19 protein-coding genes are annotated in these 22,686 nt (G+C 71.5%); 7 read left to right on the forward strand and 12 right to left on the reverse strand.

Annotation, left to right across the window (positions count from 1 at the left end; translation table 11 throughout):
• Window positions 1-49 precede the first annotated feature (49 nt).
• From OG413_RS17490 to OG413_RS17505, 4 genes are read right to left on the reverse strand one after another with little or no spacing between them, the layout of a single operon-like run.
• The gene (locus tag OG413_RS17490; RefSeq protein ID WP_266806624.1) at window positions 50-1,216 is read right to left on the reverse strand and encodes an acyl-CoA dehydrogenase family protein; all 1,167 of its coding nucleotides are present in this window, start codon (window positions 1,214-1,216) and stop codon (window positions 50-52) included.
• Between the two features lie 8 nt (window positions 1,217-1,224).
• Window positions 1,225-2,154, reverse strand: a complete 930-nt coding sequence (locus tag OG413_RS17495; protein WP_266810213.1) for a hydroxymethylglutaryl-CoA lyase — start codon at window positions 2,152-2,154, stop codon at window positions 1,225-1,227.
• Between the two features lie 23 nt (window positions 2,155-2,177).
• Entirely contained in the window at window positions 2,178-4,133 is a 1,956-nt protein-coding gene (locus OG413_RS17500) for a biotin carboxylase N-terminal domain-containing protein (protein WP_266806626.1), read from the reverse strand.
• A gap of 7 nt (window positions 4,134-4,140) precedes the next feature.
• The gene (locus OG413_RS17505) at window positions 4,141-5,763 is read right to left on the reverse strand and encodes a carboxyl transferase domain-containing protein (RefSeq protein WP_266806628.1); all 1,623 of its coding nucleotides are present in this window, start codon (window positions 5,761-5,763) and stop codon (window positions 4,141-4,143) included.
• 99 nt (window positions 5,764-5,862) lie between these two features.
• Between OG413_RS17505 and OG413_RS17510 the strand changes: the two genes are divergently transcribed.
• The 4 genes from OG413_RS17510 (at window position 5,863) to OG413_RS17525 (ending at window position 9,136) form a co-directional block, all read left to right on the forward strand.
• A complete protein-coding gene (locus OG413_RS17510) occupies window positions 5,863-6,480 on the forward strand; it encodes a TetR/AcrR family transcriptional regulator (RefSeq protein WP_266806630.1) in 618 nt (205 codons plus the stop codon).
• 164 nt (window positions 6,481-6,644) lie between these two features.
• Window positions 6,645-7,307, forward strand: a complete 663-nt coding sequence (locus tag OG413_RS17515; RefSeq protein ID WP_266806631.1) for a GPP34 family phosphoprotein — start codon at window positions 6,645-6,647, stop codon at window positions 7,305-7,307.
• A gap of 69 nt (window positions 7,308-7,376) precedes the next feature.
• On the forward strand, window positions 7,377-7,883 hold the full coding sequence (locus tag OG413_RS17520) for a hypothetical protein (RefSeq protein WP_266806633.1): 507 nt from the start codon (window positions 7,377-7,379) through the stop codon (window positions 7,881-7,883).
• Entirely contained in the window at window positions 7,880-9,136 is a 1,257-nt protein-coding gene (locus tag OG413_RS17525; RefSeq protein ID WP_266806634.1) for a DUF418 domain-containing protein, read from the forward strand. The genes OG413_RS17520 and OG413_RS17525 overlap by 4 nt, the downstream gene beginning before the upstream one ends.
• A 21-nt stretch (window positions 9,137-9,157) precedes the next feature.
• Here the strand turns inward: OG413_RS17525 and OG413_RS17530 are convergent, their stop codons facing one another.
• Together OG413_RS17530 and OG413_RS17535 are read right to left on the reverse strand one after the other, a co-directional pair.
• Entirely contained in the window at window positions 9,158-12,205 is a 3,048-nt protein-coding gene (locus tag OG413_RS17530; RefSeq protein ID WP_266806635.1) for an acyltransferase family protein, read from the reverse strand.
• A 24-nt stretch (window positions 12,206-12,229) separates the two neighbouring features.
• Window positions 12,230-14,068: a cellulose synthase catalytic subunit gene (locus OG413_RS17535; RefSeq protein WP_266806637.1), complete on the reverse strand. Its 1,839-nt coding sequence runs from the start codon at window positions 14,066-14,068 to the stop codon at window positions 12,230-12,232.
• A 528-nt stretch (window positions 14,069-14,596) separates the two neighbouring features.
• Here OG413_RS17535 and OG413_RS17540 point away from each other — a divergent pair.
• On the forward strand, window positions 14,597-15,376 hold the full coding sequence (locus tag OG413_RS17540) for a phosphatase (protein WP_266806639.1): 780 nt from the start codon (window positions 14,597-14,599) through the stop codon (window positions 15,374-15,376).
• A gap of 214 nt (window positions 15,377-15,590) precedes the next feature.
• On the opposite strand, the gene OG413_RS17545 is transcribed toward OG413_RS17540, so the two are convergent.
• The 3 genes from OG413_RS17545 to OG413_RS17555 all read right to left on the reverse strand — a co-directional run bounded on the left by OG413_RS17545 (window position 15,591) and on the right by OG413_RS17555 (window position 18,697).
• Window positions 15,591-16,556 (reverse strand): cation diffusion facilitator family transporter, encoded by a 966-nt coding sequence (locus tag OG413_RS17545; protein WP_266806641.1) that lies wholly within the window; start codon window positions 16,554-16,556, stop codon window positions 15,591-15,593.
• A gap of 88 nt (window positions 16,557-16,644) precedes the next feature.
• Entirely contained in the window at window positions 16,645-17,520 is an 876-nt protein-coding gene (locus OG413_RS17550) for an acyl-CoA thioesterase II (protein ID WP_266806643.1), read from the reverse strand.
• A gap of 19 nt (window positions 17,521-17,539) precedes the next feature.
• The gene (locus OG413_RS17555) at window positions 17,540-18,697 is read right to left on the reverse strand and encodes an acyl-CoA dehydrogenase family protein (protein WP_266806645.1); all 1,158 of its coding nucleotides are present in this window, start codon (window positions 18,695-18,697) and stop codon (window positions 17,540-17,542) included.
• 223 nt (window positions 18,698-18,920) lie between these two features.
• On the opposite strand from OG413_RS17555, the gene OG413_RS17560 reads away from it, so the two are divergent.
• Window positions 18,921-19,262 (forward strand): DUF5713 family protein, encoded by a 342-nt coding sequence (locus tag OG413_RS17560; protein WP_266806647.1) that lies wholly within the window; start codon window positions 18,921-18,923, stop codon window positions 19,260-19,262.
• A gap of 61 nt (window positions 19,263-19,323) precedes the next feature.
• On the opposite strand, the gene OG413_RS17565 is transcribed toward OG413_RS17560, so the two are convergent.
• The 3 genes from OG413_RS17565 to OG413_RS17575 all read right to left on the reverse strand — a co-directional run bounded on the left by OG413_RS17565 (window position 19,324) and on the right by OG413_RS17575 (window position 21,409).
• Entirely contained in the window at window positions 19,324-19,851 is a 528-nt protein-coding gene (locus OG413_RS17565; RefSeq protein WP_266806649.1) for a DinB family protein, read from the reverse strand.
• 185 nt (window positions 19,852-20,036) lie between these two features.
• Window positions 20,037-20,543 (reverse strand): hypothetical protein, encoded by a 507-nt coding sequence (locus OG413_RS17570; RefSeq protein WP_266806651.1) that lies wholly within the window; start codon window positions 20,541-20,543, stop codon window positions 20,037-20,039.
• 98 nt (window positions 20,544-20,641) lie between these two features.
• On the reverse strand, window positions 20,642-21,409 hold the full coding sequence (locus OG413_RS17575) for a hypothetical protein (RefSeq protein WP_266806653.1): 768 nt from the start codon (window positions 21,407-21,409) through the stop codon (window positions 20,642-20,644).
• Between the two features lie 324 nt (window positions 21,410-21,733).
• Between OG413_RS17575 and OG413_RS17580 the strand changes: the two genes are divergently transcribed.
• Window positions 21,734-22,678 (forward strand): MBL fold metallo-hydrolase, encoded by a 945-nt coding sequence (locus OG413_RS17580; protein ID WP_266806655.1) that lies wholly within the window; start codon window positions 21,734-21,736, stop codon window positions 22,676-22,678.
• The last annotated feature ends 8 nt before the right edge of the window (window positions 22,679-22,686 follow it).

The raw sequence follows: 22,686 nt of genomic DNA on the forward strand, positions 1-22,686 counted from the left end.
CGCCCCGCATCCGGACGCACAGCGGCTTTCCCCGAGCCGTGGTCACCGCTCAGGCGGGCAGCCCCAGCTCCCGGGCGATCAGCATCCGCTGGACCTCGCTCGTGCCCTCGCCGATCTCCAGGATCTTCGAGTCGCGCCACATCCGGGCCACCGGGTACTCGTTCATGAAGCCGTAGCCGCCGTGGATCTGGGTCGCCTCACGCGCGTTGTCCACCGCGACCGTCGAGGAGTACAGCTTGGCGATCGCCGCCTCCTTCTTGAACGGCTCGCCCGCCAGCAGCCGGGACGCCGCGTCGCGCCAGCCGATGCGGGCCATGTGCGCGCGCATCTCCATGTCGGCGATCTTGAACTGGATGGCCTGGTTCGTACCGATCGGCCTGCCGAACGCGTGCCGCTCGGCGGCGTACTTCACCGACTCGTCCACACAGCCCTGCGCCAGGCCCGTCGACAGGGCGGAGATCGCGATCCGGCCCTCGTCCAGGATCCGCAGGAACTGCGCGTACCCGCGGCCCTCCTCGCCCAGCAGGTTCGCCGCCGGGACCCGGACGTCGGTGAAGGACAGCTCGCGGGTGTCCGAGGAGTTCCAGCCGACCTTGGAGTACGGGGCGGCGACCGTGAAGCCGGGGGTGCCGGAGGGCACGATGATCGAGGAGATGCGCGGGGCGCCGTTCTCCTTGCGGCCGGTCACCGCCGTCACCGTCACCAGCTCCGTGATGTCCGTACCGGAGTTGGTGATGAAGCACTTGGATCCGTTGATCACCCACTCGCCGCTCGCCTCGTCGAGCACCGCCGTCGTGCGCGTACCGCCCGCGTCCGAACCGCCGTCCGGCTCGGTCAGGCCGAACGCGCCCAGCGCCTCGCCCGAGCAGAGCCTCGGCAGCCACTGCCGCTTCTGCTCCTCGGTGCCGAAGCGGTAGACGGGCATCGCGCCCAGCGAGACCCCGGCCTCCAGGGTGATCGCCACCGACGAGTCGACCCGGGCCAGCTCTTCGAGGGCGATCCCGAGGGCGAGGTAGTCGCCGCCCATGCCGCCGTACTCCTCCGGGAACGGCAGCCCGAACAGTCCCATCCGCCCCATCTCGCGCACGATCTCGTACGGGAACTCATGGCGCTCGTAGAGGTCGCCGATCTTCGGGGCGATCACGTCGTGCGCGAACTGCTCCACGGTGCGGCGCAGTTCCTCGTGCTCGGCGGTCAGCCGGTGATCCAGGGACATGTGGTGTCTCACTCCTTGTGGGAGAGCGCGCGGACGGTACGGGAGGGGCTGGGGCGGCCCAGCTGTTCGGCGAGCCACACGCTGGTGGCGGTGAGCGCGCCGAGGTCGACCCCGGTGTCGATGCCGAGGCCGTCGAGCATCCACACGAGGTCCTCGGTGGCGAGATTGCCCGTCGCGCTCTTCGCGTACGGGCAGCCGCCGAGGCCGCCCGCGGAGGAGTCCACGGTGCTCACCCCGTGCTGGAGCGCGGCGAGGGTGTTGGACAGCGCCTGGCCGTACGTGTCGTGGAAGTGCACCCCGATGGTGTCGGTGCGCACGCCCCCCTCGTTCAGCTCGGAGAGCAGCGCCCGTACGTGGCCGGGGGTGGCGACGCCGATCGTGTCGCCGAGGGACAGCTCGTCGCAGCCCAGGTCCATCAGCGCCCTGGCGACCCGGACGACCTGGTGGACGGGGACGGGCCCCTCCCACGGGTCGCCGAAGCACATCGACAGATAGCCGCGCACATGCACCTTGTCCGCCTTGGCGCGGGCCACGACCGGCTCGAACATGGCGAGCGACTCGTCGACGGTCCGGTTCAGATTGCGGGCGGCGAACGTCTCGGTCGCCGAGCCGAACACGGCGATCCGGCGGGCCCCGAGCGCCAGCGCCCGGTCCAGACCGCGCTCGTTCGGCACGAGGACCGGCAGCGCCACGTCCCCGACGTCCGCGATGTCGCCGAGCATGGGGAACAGCTGTTCCGCGTCGGCCAGTTGGGGCACCCACTTGGGGTGGACGAAACTCGTCGCCTCGATCGTCGTGAGCCCGGCGACGGCGAGTCGGCGGATGAACTCCGCCTTCACCTCCGTCGGGACGACCGCCTTCTCGTTCTGGAGGCCGTCGCGGGCCCCGACCTCGTGGATGCGGACCCGGGGCGGCAGGTCCGGGGCGGGCACCTCCATGGGCAGCCCGTGCGGTCGTGCGGTCATGATTCCTCCCCGGCTGCGGCTACGGGCGCCACCACGGCCAGGACCTGGTCCATGGCGACCGTGGCTCCGGCGGTGACGTCCAGTTCGGTGACGGTGCCGGCGTGCGGCGCGGAGATGACGTGCTCCATCTTCATCGCCTCGACCACCAGCAGGCTCTGCCCGGCCTCGACCTCGTCCCCGACGGCCACCTTCACCACCGTGACCGTCCCGGGCATCGGCGCGGCCAGCGTGTCGGCCCCGGCGCGGGCGGCGCCGCTCAGGGACGCCTCGACCGGGTCGTGGTCCTGGACGTGCCAGGTGTCGCCGTCGCGGCCCAGCCAGTGGCCGCCGCGGTGGAAGTGGTGGGTGACGCCGTCGAGTTCGACGGTCACGCCGTCCGGGGTGACCGTCGCTTCGCGGGGGGCGGCGTGCGTCGCTGGTTCACCTCCCGGCACTCGCAGCGGGAAGACGAGCGGGGCCGGTGCGCCGCCCGTGCGCCAGCCGTTCGGTACGGAGAAGGGGTCCGTCCAGCCGCCCGCGTCCGGCCGGGGATCCAGCGCGTCACGCCGCAGCGCGGCAGCCGCCGCGTACACCTCGTCCGGCACCCCGTCCGGGACCAGCCCGTCCGCCTCGCGCTCCACCAGGCCGGTGTCCAGCTCGCCCGCCACCACCGCCGGGTGGGCCAGCAGACGGCGCAGGAAGCCCGCGTTGGTCGGGACGCCCAGGATCACGGTGTCCGCGAGGGCCGCGCGCAGCTTGCGTACGGCGGTGGCGCGGTCGGGGCCGTACGCGATGACCTTCGACAGCATCGGGTCGTACAGGCTGCCGACCGGCACGCCCTCGCTGAGCCCGGAGTCCGTCCGCACCCCGTGGCCCTGCGGCTCGCGCAGGGCCAGCACCGTGCCGCCGGAGGGGAGGAAGCCGCGCGCCGGGTCCTCGGCGCAGACCCGGGCCTCGATCGCGTGCCCGGTCAGGGTGATGTCGCCCTGGGCGTACGGGAGGTGTTCGCCCGCCGCGACCCTCAGCTGCCACTCCACCAGGTCGAGGCCGGTGACCAGCTCGGTGACCGGGTGCTCGACCTGGAGACGGGTGTTCATCTCCATGAAGCAGTACGCGGCGGGGTCGTTGCCCGGGACGATGAACTCCACCGTGCCCGCGCCCACATACCCGCAGGAGCGGGCCGCCTGGACGGCCGCCTCACCCATCGCCGCCCGGGTCTCCTCGTCCAGCAGGACGGACGGCGCCTCCTCGATGATCTTCTGGTGGCGGCGCTGGAGCGAGCACTCGCGCTCGCCGAGATGCACCACATGGCCGTGCGCGTCGGCCAGCACCTGGATCTCGATGTGGCGAGGCCGGTCGATCCACCGCTCCACCAGCAGCGTGTCGTCGCCGAACGAGGCACGGGCCTCGCGCCGGGCCGCCGCGATCTCGTCGGCCAGCAGCGCCTCGTCGCGGACCAGCCGCATGCCCTTGCCGCCGCCGCCCGCCGAGGGCTTCAGCAGTACCGGCATGGCGATCTCGCGCGCGGCGGCGGCCAGTTGGGCGTCGGTGAGCCCGCTGCCCGAGGAACCGGGCACCACCGGCACCCCGGCCGCCGAGACGGTCTCCTTGGCCCGGATCTTGTCGCCCATCAGGGAGATCGCCGGGGCGGGCGGCCCGATGAAGACCAGCCCCGCGTCCGCGCACGCCCGCGCGAAGCCCGCGTTCTCGGCGAGGAACCCGTACCCCGGGTGCACGGCCTGCGCACCGGTGCGGCGGGCCGCGTCCAGCAGGGCGTCCACGCTGAGGTAGCTCAGCGCGGCGGGCGCCGGGCCGATCCGGACCGCCGTGTCCGCCTCCCGTACATGCCGGGCGTCCGCGTCCGCGTCGCTGAAGACGGCGACGGAGCGCACCCCCATCTCCCGAAGGGTCCGGATCACCCGGACGGCGATCTCGCCGCGGTTGGCGACCAGAACGGTGTCGAACATCGTCATCTGTTCCTCACATCCTGAAGACGCCGAAGCCGGGCCCGGCCGGGTCCTTCTGGGGCAGCGGGGCGTTGGCGCAGGCGGTCAGGGCGAGACCCAGCACCTGCCGGGTGTCCAGCGGGTCGATCACCCCGTCGTCCCAGAGCCGGGCGGTGGCGTAGTACGCGTTGCCCTGGGTCTCGTACTGGGCGCGGATCGGGGCCTTGAAGGCGTCCTCGTCCTCGGCGCTCCAGTCGTCGCCGAGCTGGTCGCGCTTGACGGTGGCCAGCACGGAGGCGGCCTGCTCGCCGCCCATCACGGAGATCTTGGCGTTGGGCCACATCCACAGGAAGCGGGGGCTGTAGGCCCGGCCGCACATCGAGTAGTTGCCCGCCCCGTACGAACCGCCGACGACCACGGTCAGCTTCGGCACCCGCGTGCAGGCGACCGCCGTGACCATCTTCGCGCCGTGCTTGGCGATGCCACCGGCCTCGTAGTCGCGGCCGACCATGAAGCCGGAGATGTTCTGCAGGAAGACGAGCGGGATGCCGCGCTGGTCGCACAGCTCGATGAAATGCGCGCCCTTCTGGGCGGACTCGGAGAACAGGATGCCGTTGTTGGCGACGATGCCGACCGGGTGCCCGTGGATACGGGCGAAGCCGGTGATCAGCGTCGTCCCGTACTCCGCCTTGAACTCCTGGAACCGCGAGCCGTCCACCACCCGCGCGATCACCTCGCGTACGTCGTACGGGGTGCGGGAATCGACCGGCACCGCCCCGTACAGACCGGCGGGGTCGACCTTCGGCTCCTCGGCCGGCCGGACCGACCAGGGGAGCGCGCCGCGCTCCGGCAGCGTGGCCACGATGTTCCGGACGATGCGCAGCGCGTGCGCGTCGTCCTCCGCGAGATGGTCGGTGACCCCCGACGTACGGGAGTGGACCTCGCCGCCGCCCAGCTCCTCGGCCGTGACGACCTCACCGGTCGCGGCCTTCACCAGCGGCGGACCGCCGAGGAAGATCGTCCCCTGGTTGCGGACGATGACGGCCTCGTCGCTCATCGCGGGGACGTACGCCCCGCCCGCCGTGCAGGACCCCAGCACCGCCGCGATCTGCGGGATACCGGCCCCCGACATCCGGGCCTGGTTGTAGAAGATCCGCCCGAAGTGGTCCCGGTCGGGGAACACCTCGTCCTGCAGGGGCAGGAAGGCCCCGCCCGAGTCGACCAGATACAGGCACGGCAGCCGGTTCTCCAGCGCCACCTCCTGGGCGCGCAGATGCTTCTTCACGGTCATCGGGTAGTACGTGCCGCCCTTGACCGTGGCGTCATTGGCGACGATCACGCACTCCCGGCCGCTGACCCGCCCGATTCCGGCGATCACCCCGGCCGCCGGGGCGGCGCCCCCGTACAGCCCCTCGGCCGCCAGCGGGGCCAGCTCCAGGAAGGGCGAACCCGGATCGAGCAGGGTGTCCACCCGCTCCCGGGGCAGCAGCTTGCCGCGTGCCACATGCCGGGCGCGGGCCTTCTCACCCCCGCCGAGCCGTGCCGTGCTGAGCCGCGTGCGCAGCTCCTCGGCGAGCGCGTGATGCGCCGCCTCGTTGGCCTGCCAGGCCTCCGAGGCGGGATCGGCCGCGCTCGTCAGGACCGGTGCCTGCTGCATCGTGTCGAGCCCCCTTGCCCGTACCGCGATTGTTAATGAGCGTTAACGCATTGCGTTCAGGTTAACGAGCGCTAACGGCCCTGTCTAGAATGAATCCCCATGAGCACCCATGCCGCCGCCCGCGTCGCGGCTCCCACCCGCCGCGAGCAGATCCTCCGGGAGGCCGCCCGCCTCTTCGCCGAGCGCGGCTTCCACGGCGTCGGCGTCGATGAGATAGGGGCCGCCGTCGGTATCAGCGGCCCCGGCCTCTACCGCCACTTCCCCGGGAAGGACGCGATGCTCGCCGAGCTGCTGGTGGGCATCAGCGAACGCCTGCTGGCGGGCGGCCGGCTCCGCGTGTCGCAGGACGCGGCCGACGGGGACGGCTCCCCGCGCGCCCTGCTCGACGCGCTCATCGAGGGCCACATCGACTTCGCCCTGGACGACCGCCCCCTGATCACCCTCCACGACCGCGAGCTGGACCGGCTGCGCGACACGGACCGCAAGCGGGTGCGCCAGCTCCAGCGCCAGTACGTCGAGGTCTGGGTCGGCGTCGTCCGCGAGCTCTATCCGGACCTGGCCGAGGACGAGGCCCGCGTCACCGTCCACGCCGTCTTCGGCCTGCTGAACTCCACCCCGCACCTGGCCCGCCCCGAGGCGCTCCCCGGCCGTACGGCGACGGCGGCGCTGCTGCACCGGCTGGCGCGGGGGGCGTTCGACGCGGCGGCCGGTTCGTGAGGTCCGGCAACCTCAGGGGCGTGTGAGGGCGTCTCTCCTCCCAGGACGGGCAGGAGACCCAGGACGCGACGGGACGCGACAGGACGTCCCGGATGAGATTGGACGTCCAGTGCACGCGGGACGTCCAGGGCACGCGGGACGAACGTACGAGGGGGATACGACGGATGACGGTCACGCTGGCTGAAGAGATCATGTTGCTGTCGCTTGACGACGAAAGCGGTGCGGCGAAGGGGCGGACGGCCGCGGGCTGGGGCGTGGCGGGCGGCATTCTGCTGGAGCTCGCCATGGCGGGCCGGGTCACGGTGACCGGCGGCCGGATCGAGGTGACCGACGCGGCGCCGACCGGTGACGTGCTGCTCGACGGAGGTCTGGAACGGATCGCCGCCTGGACGAAGGGCTCGGGCAGGCGCAAGGCGGCCGACTGGCTCACGAAGGACCAGAGCAAGGGCGTGCGCGCGGCGGTGGACCGTCTGTGCGAACGCGGCCTGGTGACCGAGGAACGGCACCGGGCGCTGGGCCTGTTCCCGACGCGGCGCTACCCCGAAGCGGACGGCTCCGTGGAGCGGGAGCTGCGGGACCGGCTGAGCGCCGTCGTGCTGGACGGCGCGGAACCGGACGGCCGTACCAGCGGACTGGTCGCGCTGCTGCACGCCGCGAACATGCACCGCCAGGCATTCCCCGACCTGCCGCGCAAGCGGGTCGCCCCGCGCATGGCGGAGATCGCCGACGGGCAGTGGGCGGGCGACAGCGTCCGGGAAGCGATCCGCAACGTCCAGGCGGTGATCACGGCCGTCACCGCGGTCACCGTGATCACCGCGACGGGCTGATTCCGGGCCGACCCGGCAACAGGGCATGACCGAAGCCGCCTCTCCGGCCGGAGGGGCGGCACCATCACGATGTGCGAGGGACGAGTGCCGCACCACCATGAACCGCTCCGGGAGATATCCGGGGCATCGCCTCCCGAGACGTCCGGTGAGCCGCCCCGGGAGACGCCGGGCGCAACGCCGCGAGGGGCGCAGCTCCGGGAGACGTCCGGCGAAACGGGGGAAGCGCGGCTCGGCGCGGCGGGGGAAGCACGACTTGGCGAAACGCGGGAAGCGCGGCTCGGCGCAACGTCCGGGCCCTCGCCCCGGCCCTCGCGCCGGGAAACGGTCGAGCGGAACCTGTGGGCCTCACCGGCGCTCTTCGTCCTGGCGGCCTGGGCACTGTTCCTGGCCGGGGACCTGGCGTCCACCGACCGCCTCGCGGACCTCGCGTGGATCAGCTACGCGGTGGGCTGGCTCCCGGCCCTGGTGATGCTCGGCCGGTCCCTGATCCGCCGCGCCAACCCCGGCTACGGCGCGGTGTTCTCGTTCGGCATCCTGGTGCTCATGGGCACCCTGTTCCTGGGGAATCACGCATGACGCACCTCCCGCCCCCGCCCCGCTCCGCCGCCGCCGGGACGGCCGCCGTGCCTCCGGGTATACCGACCGGGCCCCGGCGGCACCGGATCGTGGAGGTCGACGCCCTGCGCGGCTTCGCGCTCGGCGGCATCTTCCTCGCCAACGTGCTGGTCATGGCCGGGATCGAGGGCCGTCGCGGCGGTGGCCCGCTCACCGGCGGCGTGGACTACGCCGCGCTGTGGCTGGTCACGATGTTCGTGCAGACCAAGTTCTACCTGCTGTTCTCGTTCCTCTTCGGCTACAGCTTCACGCTTCAGATGTCCTCGGCCGCACGCGACGGGGCCCGCTTCGCACCGCGGATGCTGCGCCGGCTCCTCGCCCTGTTCGTCCTCGGCCTCCTGCACGCCGCGCTGCTGTACACCGGTGACATCCTCACCATCTACGCCCTGCTCGGCCTGATCCTCTTCGCCGCCCGCGACGCCGCCCCGGCCCGGATGTGGCGAGCCGCCCTCTGGGTGTACGGAACCGTCGCCGCCCTCTACCTGTTCTTCGCGGCGGCCGTCACCCTGCTGGACCCGGCCGACGACGGCGACGCGGCCGGCCTCGCCCGGCAGACCGCCGAACTGACCGCCGCCTACCGGGGCGGCGCGGGTGACGTGATCCGCGCGAACATCGGAGCCTGGCCGGACATCCTGGCCGGTTTCCTCATGATGGGCGGCATGGTCGTCGCCGCCTTCCTGGCCGGATACGTGGCGGGCCGGCGTGACCTGCTCACCGGCATCGTCGGCCGCGTCGACCGGCTGCGCCGGATCCTCGTGGGCGGGCTTCTCGTGGGCCTGCCCGGCGGGGCGCTCATGGCGGCGGGCGCGGTCGGACCGCTGTCCGTCCGCTGGGAGATCCTGTTGTTCGTCGTCGGCATGATCACCGCCCCGGCACTGAGCGCCGCCTACGCGAGCGGCCTGCTGCTCTGGTTCACCACACCGCGCGGCGCCGCCCTCGCCGCCCGGCTGGCCCCGGCGGGCCGCATGGCCCTGACCAACTACCTGACGCAGTCGCTCGTCATGGCCCTGGTCTTCACGGGCTACGGTGCCGCGCTGTACGGCCGGGTGGGCGCGGCCACCGCCCTGGGCGGGGCGCTGCTCTTCTACGGATGCCAACTCGCCTTCTCCGCCCTGCTGATGCGGCGCCACCGGCTCGGCCCGGTGGAGTGGCTGCTGCGCACGGCAACGCTGTGGGGCCGGCCCCGCCGAGGACCGGCCCCACCTCCCGCGTAACGCCTGCCGCGCGGCGGCGGCCTACCGGGCGGCGGCGGCCCCTTCCCGCGCGGCTGCCGCCTCCCGGGCCGAGACGGTGACGCGGTCGACCCGCATCGGGTGGCCGGGCTCGGTGGCGGGGCCCGGACTCGCTCCGTCGGCGAGCGGGAGCTTGCCGCCGACGGCCACGTTCAGGATCAGGAACACCCCGTGGTCCACCGCCCGCTTCCAGGTCGGGCCGTCCATCGCGGCGGCCGTCACCCGGTGGTACAGGCGCCCGTCCAGATACCAGCGCACCTGCTCCGCGCCGGGGGAGAGGTCGACCTCGACGGCGTACGAGTGGAACGCCGTACGGCAACCGGGGCACGGCTGCGGCCCGGAGGTCAGGCCCACCGGCTCCTCGCAGGGGCCGCCCTCCAGGACGCCGCAGTGCATGCTGCCGAACACGGTGTCCCGGCCGTTGACGGACTCCATGATGTCCAGCTCCCCGACGCCCGGCCAGCCCGTGTACCCGTCACGCAGCGGCGCCCCCAGGGTCCAGAAGGCCGGCCAGTAGCCCGCCGCCCCGGCCCCCGCGACGTCCGGCAGCGCGATCGACGCCTCGATCCGCAGCATCCCGCCGGGCGGCGGCGCGAAGTCGGAGCGCCGGGTCTCGATGCGGCCCGAACTCCATTCGCCCGCCTTCCTGGTGGGGACGATCTCCAGCGCGCCCTTCCCGTCGAGGCGGACGTTGTCCGTCGAGTCGGTCATGGTCTCGATCTCGCCCGTGCCCCACTGCGGCGCGGGGCAGCCCGGGTAGCAGGTGCCGAGGTCGTACCGCCAGTGCGCGGCGGACGGGCGGCTGCCCGCCGGGCCCTCGAAGTCGTCCCGCAACAGCTCGGTCCACCCGTCGGCCCCGGGCGTTCCGGGGCGGCTCGGTGCGGGCGGTGCGGGAGTTGCGGGTACGCCGGGCGCGGGCAGTGCGCCGGATTCGCCGAGCAGCCGCTCCAGCCGGGGGGTCAGGACGACGGCGGCCACGTTGGTCAGATGGGCGTCGTCCCGGTAGAGCAGGACCCGGTCCCGTACGGCGGGGCAGACCGGTCCGTCCCCCGGGCACAGGACGGGGTTCACGCTGATGCTCCGTACACCGGGCAGCGCGCCGGACGCGATCCGCCGGGCCAGCGGATCGGCCGGTACGGCGTCCTTCCGGGCGAACGCGCAGGCCCCGGGGTCCTCGGGGCGGCCGGAGACGCACGCGGGGATGTCCGTACCGGGTACGGGGGTGTCCTCGATGTAGACGATCGGCACCCCGAGCGCGCGCAGGGGCTTCAGCGTCTTCTCCCAGCCCTGGGCGAGGAGTGCCGGGTCGGCGGTGTAGCGGTTGAGCGAGGCGATCACGATGAGCCTGGGCTTCGGCTGCTTGCGCAGCCGCTCCAGGGCGTCCGCCCGCCAGGTGTCGCACTCTCGATAGATACGGCCCAACTGCGGGCTGTTCACGGCAAGTTGGGGCAGTGGGCAGCCCTGCTTCACCAACTCCTGGAGCGCCCAGCCGCGTTCGGCCGCCAGCGCGAGCATGGGCGAGAACCACTGACCGGCGTGCGAGTCGCCGAGCAGCACGATCCGGTCCGGGCTGTCCGTCGCGCCGAACAGGCACGCGGGGCTGCGGGTCACGGTCGGCGCGACCTCGCACTCACCGTCCGGCGGGAAGTCCTTGCGCGCCTGTACGGGGTTGGGCACCACGGGCCCGTCCGCGAGCCGCGCACCGGTGCTCCGGTCCAGGAGCGAGGGCCCGGCGGCGGCACCCGGTGCGAGCCCCTGGAGATCGACCGGGGTGGCCGGGCCCAGCAGCCGCAGCGTCGTGGTGCCCACCACCAGCGCCAGCACGACCGGCAGGATGATCGCCGAGACACCCACCGCCAGTCCGCGCCGGGGGAGTTCGGAGACGGTCCGGCTGCGGCGCAGCGGCTGCTCCACCCAGCGCATGGTGGCCAGGGCGGGCAGCGTGGACGCCACCGTCAGGGCGGTCCGCGCGGGCCAGCCGAGCGCCCCGAACCGGGCCTCGGCCAGCACGAGGACGGGCCAGTGCCAGAGGTAGAGGTTGTAGGAGAGCCGCCCGATCGCACGCGGTGCCCGCCCGGCCAGCAGCCGCCCGACCCCGTACGCCCCTTCCACGTACCGCTCGCCCCTGCCGGGGATCGCGGCCAGGATGACGGCCGCCGTGCCCAGCGTCGGTACGAGCGCGGCGTAACCGGGGTACGGGGTGCTCGCGTCGTACGACAGGACGCACCAGACGATCGCCGCCGCTCCGGCCCAGCCGCACAGCAGGCGCAGCGGACGCGGCCCGCGCATCAGATGCCAGGGCAGCAGGGCGAGCAGCGCCCCGGCACCGAACTGCCAGACGCGCGAGGGCGTTCCGAGGTACGCCAGCGATACGGAGGAGTCCGTCCAGTACAGGGACAGGGCGAGCGACCCGAGGGCCAGCACGGCCGTGACCAGGGCCACGGCGCCGCGCACCGCCCGTCCCCGGCGGACCGCGCGGGCCGCGACGGTGACGATCACCGCGAGCAGCGGGGCCCAGAACAGATAGAACTGCTCCTCCACCGCGAGGGACCAGAAGTGCAGCAACGGGCTCTGGTCGTGCCCGGCGGCGAGATAGTCGGTCCGCTGCGAGACGAACCGCCAGTTGGCGACGGACAGCGCCGCCGCCACGACGTCGTACTCCAGGTCGGTGCGCCGCAGCGGTACGGTCAGCCAGGCACCGGCCACCGCCACGGCGCCGAGCACCACGGCGGCCGAGGGCAGCAGCCGCCGGGCGCGGCGGGAGAAGAAGTCGCCGAGCCGGATGCGGCCGGTGGTGACGGCCTCCCGGACCAGCAGTCCGGTGATCAGGTAGCCGGAGATGACGAAGAAGATGTCGACCCCGACGAACCCGCCCGCCAGGCCGGGTATCCCGGCGTGGAAGGCGAGGACCGCGAGAACGGCCACCGCGCGCAGACCTTCGATGTCGGGCCGGAACGCGGACCGGTGCGGGCTCGGCCCGGATTCGCCGCCGGAGCCGGTCGCGGGCGCGGCGGCCTTCCGGCGTCGGCGCGGGGTCATGAGGAAGGGCATGAGGATGGTGCCTTTCACGTCAGCTCAACTCAGCCAGGGGAGCATCGGGTTGACGAGCCCGGAGGCGAGCAGGCCGGTCAGCAGGAGGACGGCGGAGGCGGCCAGGGTCTCGGGCCAGCGCCGGGGCAGCATGCGGGTCCGGGCGCGGAGGCCGGTGACGAGGCCCGTGACCGGATTGCGGACGGGCCCGGTGCGACCGGCGGGCTGAAGGGCGGCAGCGCGTGCGGCGGCCTTGGTCTTCACGGTTGCCGTTGCCGTTGCCGTTGCCGTTGCCGTTGCCGTTGCCGTTGCCTTGGTCTTCGCGTCCGCGTTCGCGTCCGTCTTCGCCTTCGCGTGTGCCTTCGGGCGCAGTTCGGCCAGCAGGTCGCGGATCAGCGGCACGTTGATCTGGCACTGCACCAGGAGGTACAGGACCAGGCCCCAGTTGGGCTCCCAGCCGTTACGGGCGACAGCCAGCGCGAGCCCCGCGGCGGCGGCCCCGTTGGACACGACGAGCCAGACCAGCGAGACGCCCACCACCCGCCGGGCCATCCCCCCGGAGGCCCCGGTACCGCGGGCGCCGGTGGGCACCCAGGCGGCGCTGCGCCCCCGCAGCGTGTGCACGAAGGCGGTCGCGGCGGCCACGCTCGTCAGGACGTTGGCGCGGATCACCTCCACCCGCCAGCGGGTACGGCTGACGCGCGGCAGCAGTACGTGCCAGAGCCAGAGCGGCGCGAGGAGCGGCAGCACGTGCCAGGGGCGGATGTGGTCCGGGTACAGGAACATCATGACCAGCGGCGGCAGCGGTGCCGCGAAGGTGTTCACCGCCGCGGTCAGGTATCCGACGACGCCTTCGTAGAAGCACAGCCGCATCCGCCAGGGCGCCCGCATCCGCCGCAGCACGGGCGTCCCGAGCAGATGCAGATTGCCCATGGCCCAGCGGTACTGCTGGTTGACGAAGGCGGTGAGGTGGTCGGGGGAGGTGCCCTTGGCCACCAGCACCGGTACGTACTGGGTGCGGAACCCCTGTTCGTACAGGGCGAGTCCGGTGTACAGGTCCTCGCTGTGGTCGAGCCGGGCGAAGCCGCCCGCCAGGTCGATCGCGCTGCGCCGGTAGACGGCGTTGCTGCCGCAGCAGATGGCGGCGTCGCTCGCGTCGCGCGACGGCTGGATCCAGCGGAAGAACCATTCCTGCGCCGATCCGGCGGCGCGCTGGATCCATCCCATGCCCTCGTCGGTGTCGAAGCACTGCGGGCTCTGCACGATGCCGACGCCGGGGTCGGCCAGATACGGGACGAGGTGGCGCAGGAAGTCCGGCCGGGGCGCGAAGTCGGCGTCCAGGATCGCGATGAACTCGGAACCGCTCAGGGTGAGCGCGTGGTTGAGGTTGCCCGCCTTCTTCAGGTGCCCCCGGTCGGGACGTACGACGTAGGTGTAGCCGTGCTCGGCCGCCAGCGCGGCGACCTCGGGCCGGTCGGCGTCGTCCAGCACCCAGACGGTCAGCGCACCTGGCCAGTCCACGGCGGCGACGGCACGGTAGGCGTTGGCCAGCACGGGCAGCGGTTCGCCGCAGGTCGGCAGGTAGAGGTCGACGCCGGGCAGCGCGGCGGGCCGCCAGGCGTGTACGAGTACGTCGTGCGACCGCCGGGTCAGCCGGCGCTGACGCAGGCTGTTCAGCGAGGAGAGCAGCAGGGCCACGACATTCAGCCCGAGGACCGCGAGGAACGCCCACAGGGCGGGTGTCCGCAACGCGAAGGTGAACATCGTCGCCGCCGTGAACACGAAGGCGAGCGAACTGCTGACCAGGACCCAACGGCGTTGTGGACCGAAGTACCAGTAGAGCTCGTCGTCGGACGGTGGTTGCGGAAGATGACACACGCTCATAAAGCCCCCCACGGCTGCGTATGTGGCAGTTTCAGGTGGCCCACCCTAGTACCAAAGGTATAGACCACTTCTCCGGGAGTGCGGGAACTGGCGGAATCGGACACGGAATTGGCGTGACTCCGGTGGTCCAGACCTCTGTGTGTATCCATTCGAGCGGCCGGGCCCGTCCGGCCTGCGAAGGAGCAGGTCACGCGGGGGTGAACAGTCCGGGAAGACTTCCGCCACGGGCCGACGAGCGGCCGAATCCGGGCCGGCGAGCGGCCGAAGCCGGGACAGACGAGCTGCCGAAGCCCGGACCGTGACCGCCGGGTGCCCGCCCGGTTTCCGTCCGACGTCCAGCCCCGCGACCGCGACTGCCCGGCGCCCGGCCCGTGACTGCCCGGCGCCCGGCCCGTGACCGCCCGGCGCCGCTCGGTGACCGTCCGACGTCCGGCCCCGCGACCATCCCGTCCGGCCCTGCGACCTCCCGTCCCGCCCGGTGGACAGGACATCCGGCACGCGGCGCACACCGGACGGCACAATGGGTCCATGCCGATACCCAGCCGCGCCGCCCTCGTCGACCACCTCGTCCGTACGCGTATCGCCGGGGATGTCGCCACACCCCGCGACAACAACCTCTCCCACTACCGCAAGCTCGCCAACGGCGACCGCCACTACTGGCTGGGCCTGGAGCTCGGCGACCGCTGGACCGACGAGCAGGACGTCCTCGCCGTCATGGCCGAGCGGTGCGGCGTCAACGACGACCCCGCGCACCGGCAGGGCCAGGACACCATCGACCCGGAGCTGACCGTCGACGGCCTGGAGCGGATGGCGGCCCGGCTGCGCAAGGCGGCCGCGGGCTCCGAGCGCGTCCTGTTCGCCACCGGCCACCCGGGCGGCCTGCTGGACGTGCACCGCCAGACCGCGGACGCGCTGCGCCGGGCGGGCTGCGAGATCGTCCGGATCCCGTCCGGGCTGATGGCGGACGAGGGCATGGTCTTCCAGTTCGCGGACGTCGCCGTGCTGGAGCGTGGGGCGACCCTGTGGCACACGCACTCCCCGGCCCCGATGGCGGCCATCCTGGACGCCATGGAGCAGCAGGGCCGGCCGCTGCCCGACCTGGTCGTCGCCGACCACGGCTGGGCGGGCTGCGCGGGGCAGCGCGGCCTCGACTCGATCGGTTACGCGGACTGCAACGACCCGGCCCTGTTCCTCGGCGAGTCCGAGGGCACCCTCCAGGTCACCGTCCCCCTGGACGACCACGTCACCGACCCGCGCTTCTACGACCCGATGACCGACTACCTCCTGGACGCGGCGGGCCTGCTCTGAGCCCGCAGGCGCGCGCCTGCGGGCTGCCCGAGCCGCGCACACGCCCGAACCGGCAGGGACGCCAGGACACCCGTCCGGACACCCGGCGGGCGCGCCGTGCCGCGCCCCGGGGTGAATCGCCCGTGACGCACGCGATCGGACGCGGCCGACCGGACCGGTCACTCGGACGTGGTCACTCGGACGTGGCCACTCGGACGTGGTCACTCGGAAGCGGTCACTCGGACGTGCGCGCCTCGCGGGCCCGGCGCTGTTCGGGCCCCGGCGTCGGATCGAGATAGACGCGGCGGATGGACGGAAAGCGTTCCCGCAACTGCGCCTCCGCCTCCTCGCAGGCCCACTCGACCTGCTCGGCGCTGGCCATGTCCCGGAAGTCGATCTTCGCGGCGATCAGGAGCTCGGTCGGCCCCTGGATGAGCGTGGTCAGCTCCAGTACGTCCACGATGTGCGGGACCGACAGCAGCTCCTCGCGCACCCCCGCCCGCATCGCCTTCGGCAGCGGGCGGCCGATCAGGAGCTGGGCGTTGGACCGGCCGAGCACCCAGGCCACGTACACGAGCAGCACACCGATCAGGATCGAGGCGATGCCGTCCCACACCCCGGAGCCGGAGAGCTGCCCGCCGAGCAGCCCGCCCGCGGCCAGCAGCAGACCGACCAGGGCCGCCGAGTCCTCCATCACGACGGCCTTGACCGCGGTGTCGGGGGTGTGGCGGAAGTAGTACGCGTCCGGAACGCGCAGCTTCGCCGCCTCGCGCCGCACCTGTCTGACGCCCGTGCGCAGGGAGTAGCCCTCCAGCAGGAAGGCCACCCCGAGCACGATGTACGAGATGAGCGGATCGCCCAGCTCCTCGCCCTCGACGAGCGTGTGGACGCCGTCGTAGACGGAGAAGACGGCGCCGCCGACGAACGTCGCGATGGAGGCGAGCATCGCCCAGATGTACCGCTCGGGGCCGTAGCCGAGGGGATGGTCCTCGTCGGCGGGCTTCTCGCTCCGCTTGAGCGCGGTGAGGAGCATGACCTCGGTGACGGTGTCGGCGACCGAGTGCGCGGCCTCGGAGAGCATCGCGCTCGACCCGCTGATCAGTCCCGCGACGGCCTTCGCCACGGCGATGCCGAGATTGGCGACCGCCGCGACGATGACGGTGAACGTGGACTCCCCACCACCGGATTTCTCGTCACTCATGGTGGGGAGTATGTCCGAATCGGCGGACCGCGGCCTGTTCGGCCCCGATGACCCGCGGCCCGTTCGGCCCCGATGAACCGCGGCCCGTTCAGTCCCGGGGGACCCGGACCACGCCCTCCTGGATGACGGTGATCGCCAGCTGCCCGTCCTGCGTGTAGATGCGGGCCTGGCCGAGACCGCGCCCGCCGGACGCCGAGGGCGACTCCTGGTCGTACAGCAGCCACTCGTCGGCCCGGAAGGGCCGGTGGAACCACATCGCGTGGTCCAGGCTGGCGCCCACCACGTCCCCGACCGCCCAGCCGCCGCGCCCGTGGGCGAGCAGCACCGAGTCGAGCAGCGTCATGTCGGAGACGTACGTCGCCATGCAGACGTGCAGCAGCGGGTCGTCCGCGAGCTTGCCGTTCGTCCTGAACCACACCTGGGAGCGGGGCTCGCGCGGCTCCCCGACGGTGCCGAACGGCGGGGCGTCCACGTACCGCAGGTCGACGGCGGCCCGCGCCTCGATCAGCCGGTCCACGACACCCGGGTCGCTGAACCGGTCCGCGTACCGGGGCAGCATCTGGGCGGCCGTGGGCAGCGTCTCCGGATCCGGGGCGGCCGGCATGGCCGCCTGGTGCTCCAGCCCGTCCTCGTACGTCTGGAAGGACGCCGAGAGGTGGAAGATCGGCTGCCCGTGCTGGACGGCGACGACCCGGCGCGTGGTGAAGGACTTACCGTCGCGGATCCGGTCGACGCTGTAGACGATCGGCGCGCCCGGGTCCCCGGCACGCAGGAAGTACGCGTGCAGGGAGTGGGCCCCCCGGTCGTCCGGGACGGTGCGGCCCGCGGCGACCAGCGCCTGGGCCGCGACCTGGCCGCCGAAGACCCGGGGCACGACCGCGCTGCGGCTCAGGCCCCGGAAGATGTCCCGCTCGATCCGCTCCAGGTCGAGCAGATCGAGCAGGGAGTCCAGTGGTGCGCTCATGAAGGGAACGTAGCCGCTCTTACAGACCCATGGACTTGGCGATGATCGATTTCATGACCTCGCTGGTGCCGCCGTAGATGCGGTTGACCCGGTTGTCCGCGTACAGGCGGGCGATCGGGTACTCGTTCATGAAGCCGTAGCCGCCGTGCAGCTGGAGGCAGCGGTCGATCACCCGGTGCGCGACCTCGGTGCAGAACAGCTTCGCGGACGCGGCCTCCGCCGCCGTCAGCTCTCCGGCGTCCAGCGCCTCCAGCGCGCGGTCGGCGACGGCCTGGGCCGCGTCCACCTCGGCCTGGCAGGCGGCCAGCTCGAACTTGGTGTTCTGGAACGAGGCGACCGTCTTGCCGAAGACGGTGCGCTCCTGCACGTACTGCTTGGCGAAGCCGACGGCCGCCGCGGCCTGCGCGTACGCGCCGAAGGCGATGCCCCAGCGCTCGGAGGCCAGGTTGGTGCCGAGGTAGCCGAAGCCCTTGTTCTCCTCGCCGAGCAGGTCCTCGGCCGGAACCTTGACGTCGACGAACGCCAGCTCGGCGGTGTCGGACGTGCGCAGGCCGAGCTTGTCGAGCTTGCGGCCGATCGAGTAGCCCGCGGACTTGGTGTCGACGGCGAAGAGGGAGATGCCGAAGCGGCGGTCGTCCTCGCGCGGGGCGGAGGTACGGGCGCAGACGATCACACGGTCGGCGTGCACGCCACCGGTGATGAACGTCTTCGAGCCGTTGAGGACGTAGTGCTTGCCATCCTCGGAGAGCTTCGCGGAGGTCTTCATACCCGCGACGTCGGAGCCGGTGCCCGGCTCGGTCATCGCGAGGGCCCACATCTCCTCGCCGGTGGTGAACTTCGGCAGCCAGCGCTTCTTCTGCTCGTCGGTGGCGAGCATCTTGATGTACGGCAGGCCGAGCAGCGTGTGCACGCCGGAGCCACCGAAGGAGACACCCACGCGGGCGGTCTCCTCATAGATGACGGCCTCGTACTTGTGCGAGTCGATGCCCGCGCCGCCGTACTCCTCGGCGACCTCGATACCGAAGATGCCCAGCTCACCGAGCTTGTGGTAGAACTCGCGCGGCACCTGGCCGGCGGCGAACCACTCGTCGTAGACGGGTACGACCTCGGCCGCGATGAAGGCGCGGATGGTCTCCCGGAACGCCTCGTGGTCCTCGTTGAATACCGTACGGCGCACGGGTGCCTCCTTGGTGGCTGTCAGCTTTCGGCTTCGTCCGCATGGCTAAGCGCTTGCTCAGCCACCCATTGAAGTTACCCGGCAGTCACGGGGCCTGTCCAGGGTGATACTCGGCACGCACACACCCCGGACCCGGCACTGTCAGTGGTGTGGTGGAGGATCGGGGCATCGGATCTTCGGGCCTGCGGTCTTCGGGCCTTCGAGCGAGCAAGGGGGGATCGCCGTGGCGATCACGAACGAGCAGGTGGCGGCGCACAAATTCCTGGTCCCGCTGTACGAGGACGACTACTACCCGGACCACGTGCTCGACAAGGGCAAGGCCGTCCTGCTGCACCTGTGCGAGCGGATCGAGGCCGAACACCCCGCGGACCTGGCGGCGTTGTACATGCTGACCGAGGTGGCGACCGAGGCGTTCAACGACCTGGAGGCGGAGTTCGAAGCGGCGGGCAGCGACATCGAGACGGTCGCCCGCGAGGAGATAGGCGAGGCGTTCTGGTTCATCGCGATGGCGTACGGCTTCGAGGACGCGGACGGGGAAGAGCTGATCTCCGCCCGGGAATGGTGACACCTGCGCACCACATGGACGACGCGCAGGGGCGAATGCGCCACGAGGTACCCCGACGCGATCACCGTTGAGCGGTGGTGCCGGCCCCGTCCAGCGCTTCCCGGATGATGTCCGCGTGCCCGGCGTGCTGGGCCGTCTCCCTGATCAGGTGCAGCAGAATCCGGCGCGCCGGCCAGTGGACCGTCTCCGGCGGGGACCAGGGAGTCCTGGGCAGGGGCACGCTCCTGTCCATGTCCGGCTGAGCCCTCACGGCCCCTTCGATCGCCCGCGTCGCCTCCGTGTACAGCTCCAGCAGCCCCGGGAGCGTTTCCCCCTCCGCCATGCGGTACTGCTCCATGTCGAGCATCCCGTCCGGCAGTTCCCCGTCCCCCCTGGCCAGGATCTGTGCCCACACCCGCTCGCCACTGGCCAGGTGCTTGACGATTCCGCCCAGCGTGAGTTCGCTGACGGTGGTGCGGCGCATGGCCTGTGCGTCGGTGATGCCGCGCACGGTGATGAGCAGCAGCTCCCGCTGCTCGGCAAGAGCGCGCAGCAACTCACCGCGCTCGCCGGGGGGAAACGTGGCCGGACTGTCCGTGGAAGTGGTCATGGGCCGACCGTAGGCCGGAATTAGGTCAGTACATGTCCTCGACAGATCGAACGGAGTCTGCGCGCGCGTCCACTGACGGGCGATACCGGCGACCACTTATGAGCCGCGTTGGAAGCCGGACGTACTCAGGATGGAGCGGATTCAGTCCTGGCCCGTCCTCCGGGGCGCTTCGAGTACGGCGTTGCTCAGCGAGATAAGGGGGCGCTTCCCGCGTTGTCCTCAAGTTTCCCGGCGCGGAATGAGACGCCTCTCAGATCGAGGGCGCCTGCGTTGTCCCGCATGAACTCGCCGCCCCGCTCGTACATCAGGATCAACGGCTCGTAGAGGTCGGGGAGGCCATCAGCCCCGACCGCCGGGTGTTGCACCCGGAGTTCCGCCAGGCGTACGGCACCGGCACAGGTGGTCTTGACGAGCCCGCTCAACCGGGTGCGCAGGAATGCGTCCAGCTCGTGGGCGATGTCCGGCGACAGCTGGAAGTTCGGGTCCACGTACCTTGTGATGTCGAAGAACGGCCACGAACTCTTCGCGGGAAACGCCTCGGCCCACAAGGCGGCCCGTCTCAGGTACTCCCGCATCAACAGCTGACGCGACATCACGTGCGCGAAAGCGTCGTCCCAATCCCCGTCCCACTCGCCCGCGCGGAGCCTCTCCAACATGCCGGAAGCCGTCCGGTCGCCTCGGTCATCGATCACGTCAGCTCAATTCCCTTCGACTGCGTGCGTGCTCACCCAGCGTCCGTGTGGCGGCCGGCCGCCGAGGCCGTCGCCTACGCGTGAGGGGAAGGCCGGGTCTACGCGGAGCCGGTGAGCTTCTCCGTCAGGGTTTCGATGAACGTGGCCGCCTCGATCTCGGCGATCCGGACGCGGTCGATGTCGTGGTGTCCGAGGTCGTACAGCCTGAGGTATTCGGTCGGCTCCCAGCAGAGATTGCGGGTGAAAGCCTCGTCGTACGTCCGGTCGTCGTCGACGCGCCGCCGGACGGTGCCGCGCGGGCTGTGCCGGGGATACCCGTCGCTGATCTTCGCGTAATACGTCATCTCACCCTCGGCGTCCAGCGCGTCGAGGGTGGCCGGGGCGAGTGTGAGGAAGGGGGTGGCCGAGGCGTTGCTCTCCACGTCCCGCAGCGGGATCATCACGCCGTTGAGGTCGAGGTACTCCTCCAGGTAGTAGCCGCCGCCACGCTCGTACATGAGCAGCGGCGGCTCGTACGGGTCCGGCGGATCCGTCGGCAGGGCATGGTGGACATCCCGTAGAGCAGCCCACCGGACAGCTCCTCGACAGGTGGTCCTCAGGGATGCCGGGGCGAGATCCTTGAGAAGCTCCTCCACCTCGTCGGAGACATCGGGCGAGGCCACGATTCCGGCGTCGACATGCTCGGCGATGTCGAGGAACGGCCAGGACCGCTCGGCCTCGTACGCCAGGGCCCACAGAGCTGCCCGTCGCAGGTACTCGCGCATGAGCAGAGCACGCGAATGGGTATGGCCGAAAGCCGCAGAGTCGTCAGCCCAGTCCATGGCGCGCAACCGGTCCAGCACGGCACGTGACGGTTCGGCGCTCACTTCGGTCTCAGCCCCTTGGCTCACAGCTTGGAGAACGCCCTTCATGAACTCGTCCAGTACTCCAGCTGTAGAACGTGATCTAGCTGGCGACTGTCCCGTACCAGTGGAATCTGGCCGTTGCCGCCGGAGTCTAAAGGGTCAACACCCGGCCAAGTCCAGGAAGTACTTTCAGGGAAATTTGGTGCTTTTCGGTAATTCCTGCACTCGCTCACAGAGCGGGCTCCTCCGAGAAGCACAAGCACCGGCCCCTCTTCCTCTTTTCCTTCGGGGCGGGATACCTCTTGAGGAGACGTACAGCCTGCGCAACCCAGGGACGGAGTCACCATGAACGACGATCTGTTACCCGAATCAACGAGAGACCAGGGCGCAGTCACCGAAGCGGAAAAGCTGAGCGCGGGGGAGAGCGGCTGGTATGTCGACACCCGCTGTACGAACTGCGACGTCGCGCGTCAGCTTGCCCCTGAACTCATACGCGAGACCGCGGGCCGCTCCGAGATGATCCGACAGCCGCGGAACGGGGCGGAGGCGCGGCGGTTGCACGCTGCCGCGTTCGCCTGTCCCGTCCGGTCGATCCGCCCTTCCGGCCGACGACTCGACGATGCCCTGGATCCCTTCCCCCTGGCCCTGGACGACGATGTTCACCTGTGCGGGCACAACTCCCCTCGCACGGCCGGGGCCAATTCCTACCTGCTGCGCCGGCCGTCCGGCACCGTGATGATGATCGATACGCCCCGCTGGAGCAGCACGCTGGCCACGCGGTACGAGGAACTGGGTTCCGTCACCGATGTCCTGCTCACTCATCGGGACCACGCCGCGCACGGCCGCCGCTACGCCGATCGCTTCGGCGCCCGGCTGTGGATTCACGCGGATGATCTCGACGCCGCACCCGACGCCGACCATGTCCTGCGCGGCACGGATCCGGTCGAGATCGGTGAGGGCGTGACAGCGCACCCGCTCCCGGGTCACACCCGGGGCAGCGTGCTCTATATCGCCGACGAGCGGTACTGCTTCAGCGGCGACAGCCTGTACTGGTCGCGTACGACGGCCGATCTGGAAGTAGCCGAGAGCGTCACCTGGTACTCCATCGAGGAGCTGGGCGCTTCCTTGGTGCGAACCGCCGACCGGCTGCACTTCGAGTGGCTCCTGCCGGGACACGGCGACCGCAAGCGGCTCCCCGCCCGGGAGATGACCACGCGAATGAAGCAACTGACGGCCCGCGTCCAGATGCTTAGGCCCAGGCCCATCGATTTCACCGCGATGCGCTACTGATGAGTTCC

It is taken from the genome of Streptomyces sp. NBC_01433 (assembly GCF_026340105.1).
Classification (GTDB): Bacteria; Actinomycetota; Actinomycetes; order Streptomycetales; family Streptomycetaceae; genus Streptomyces.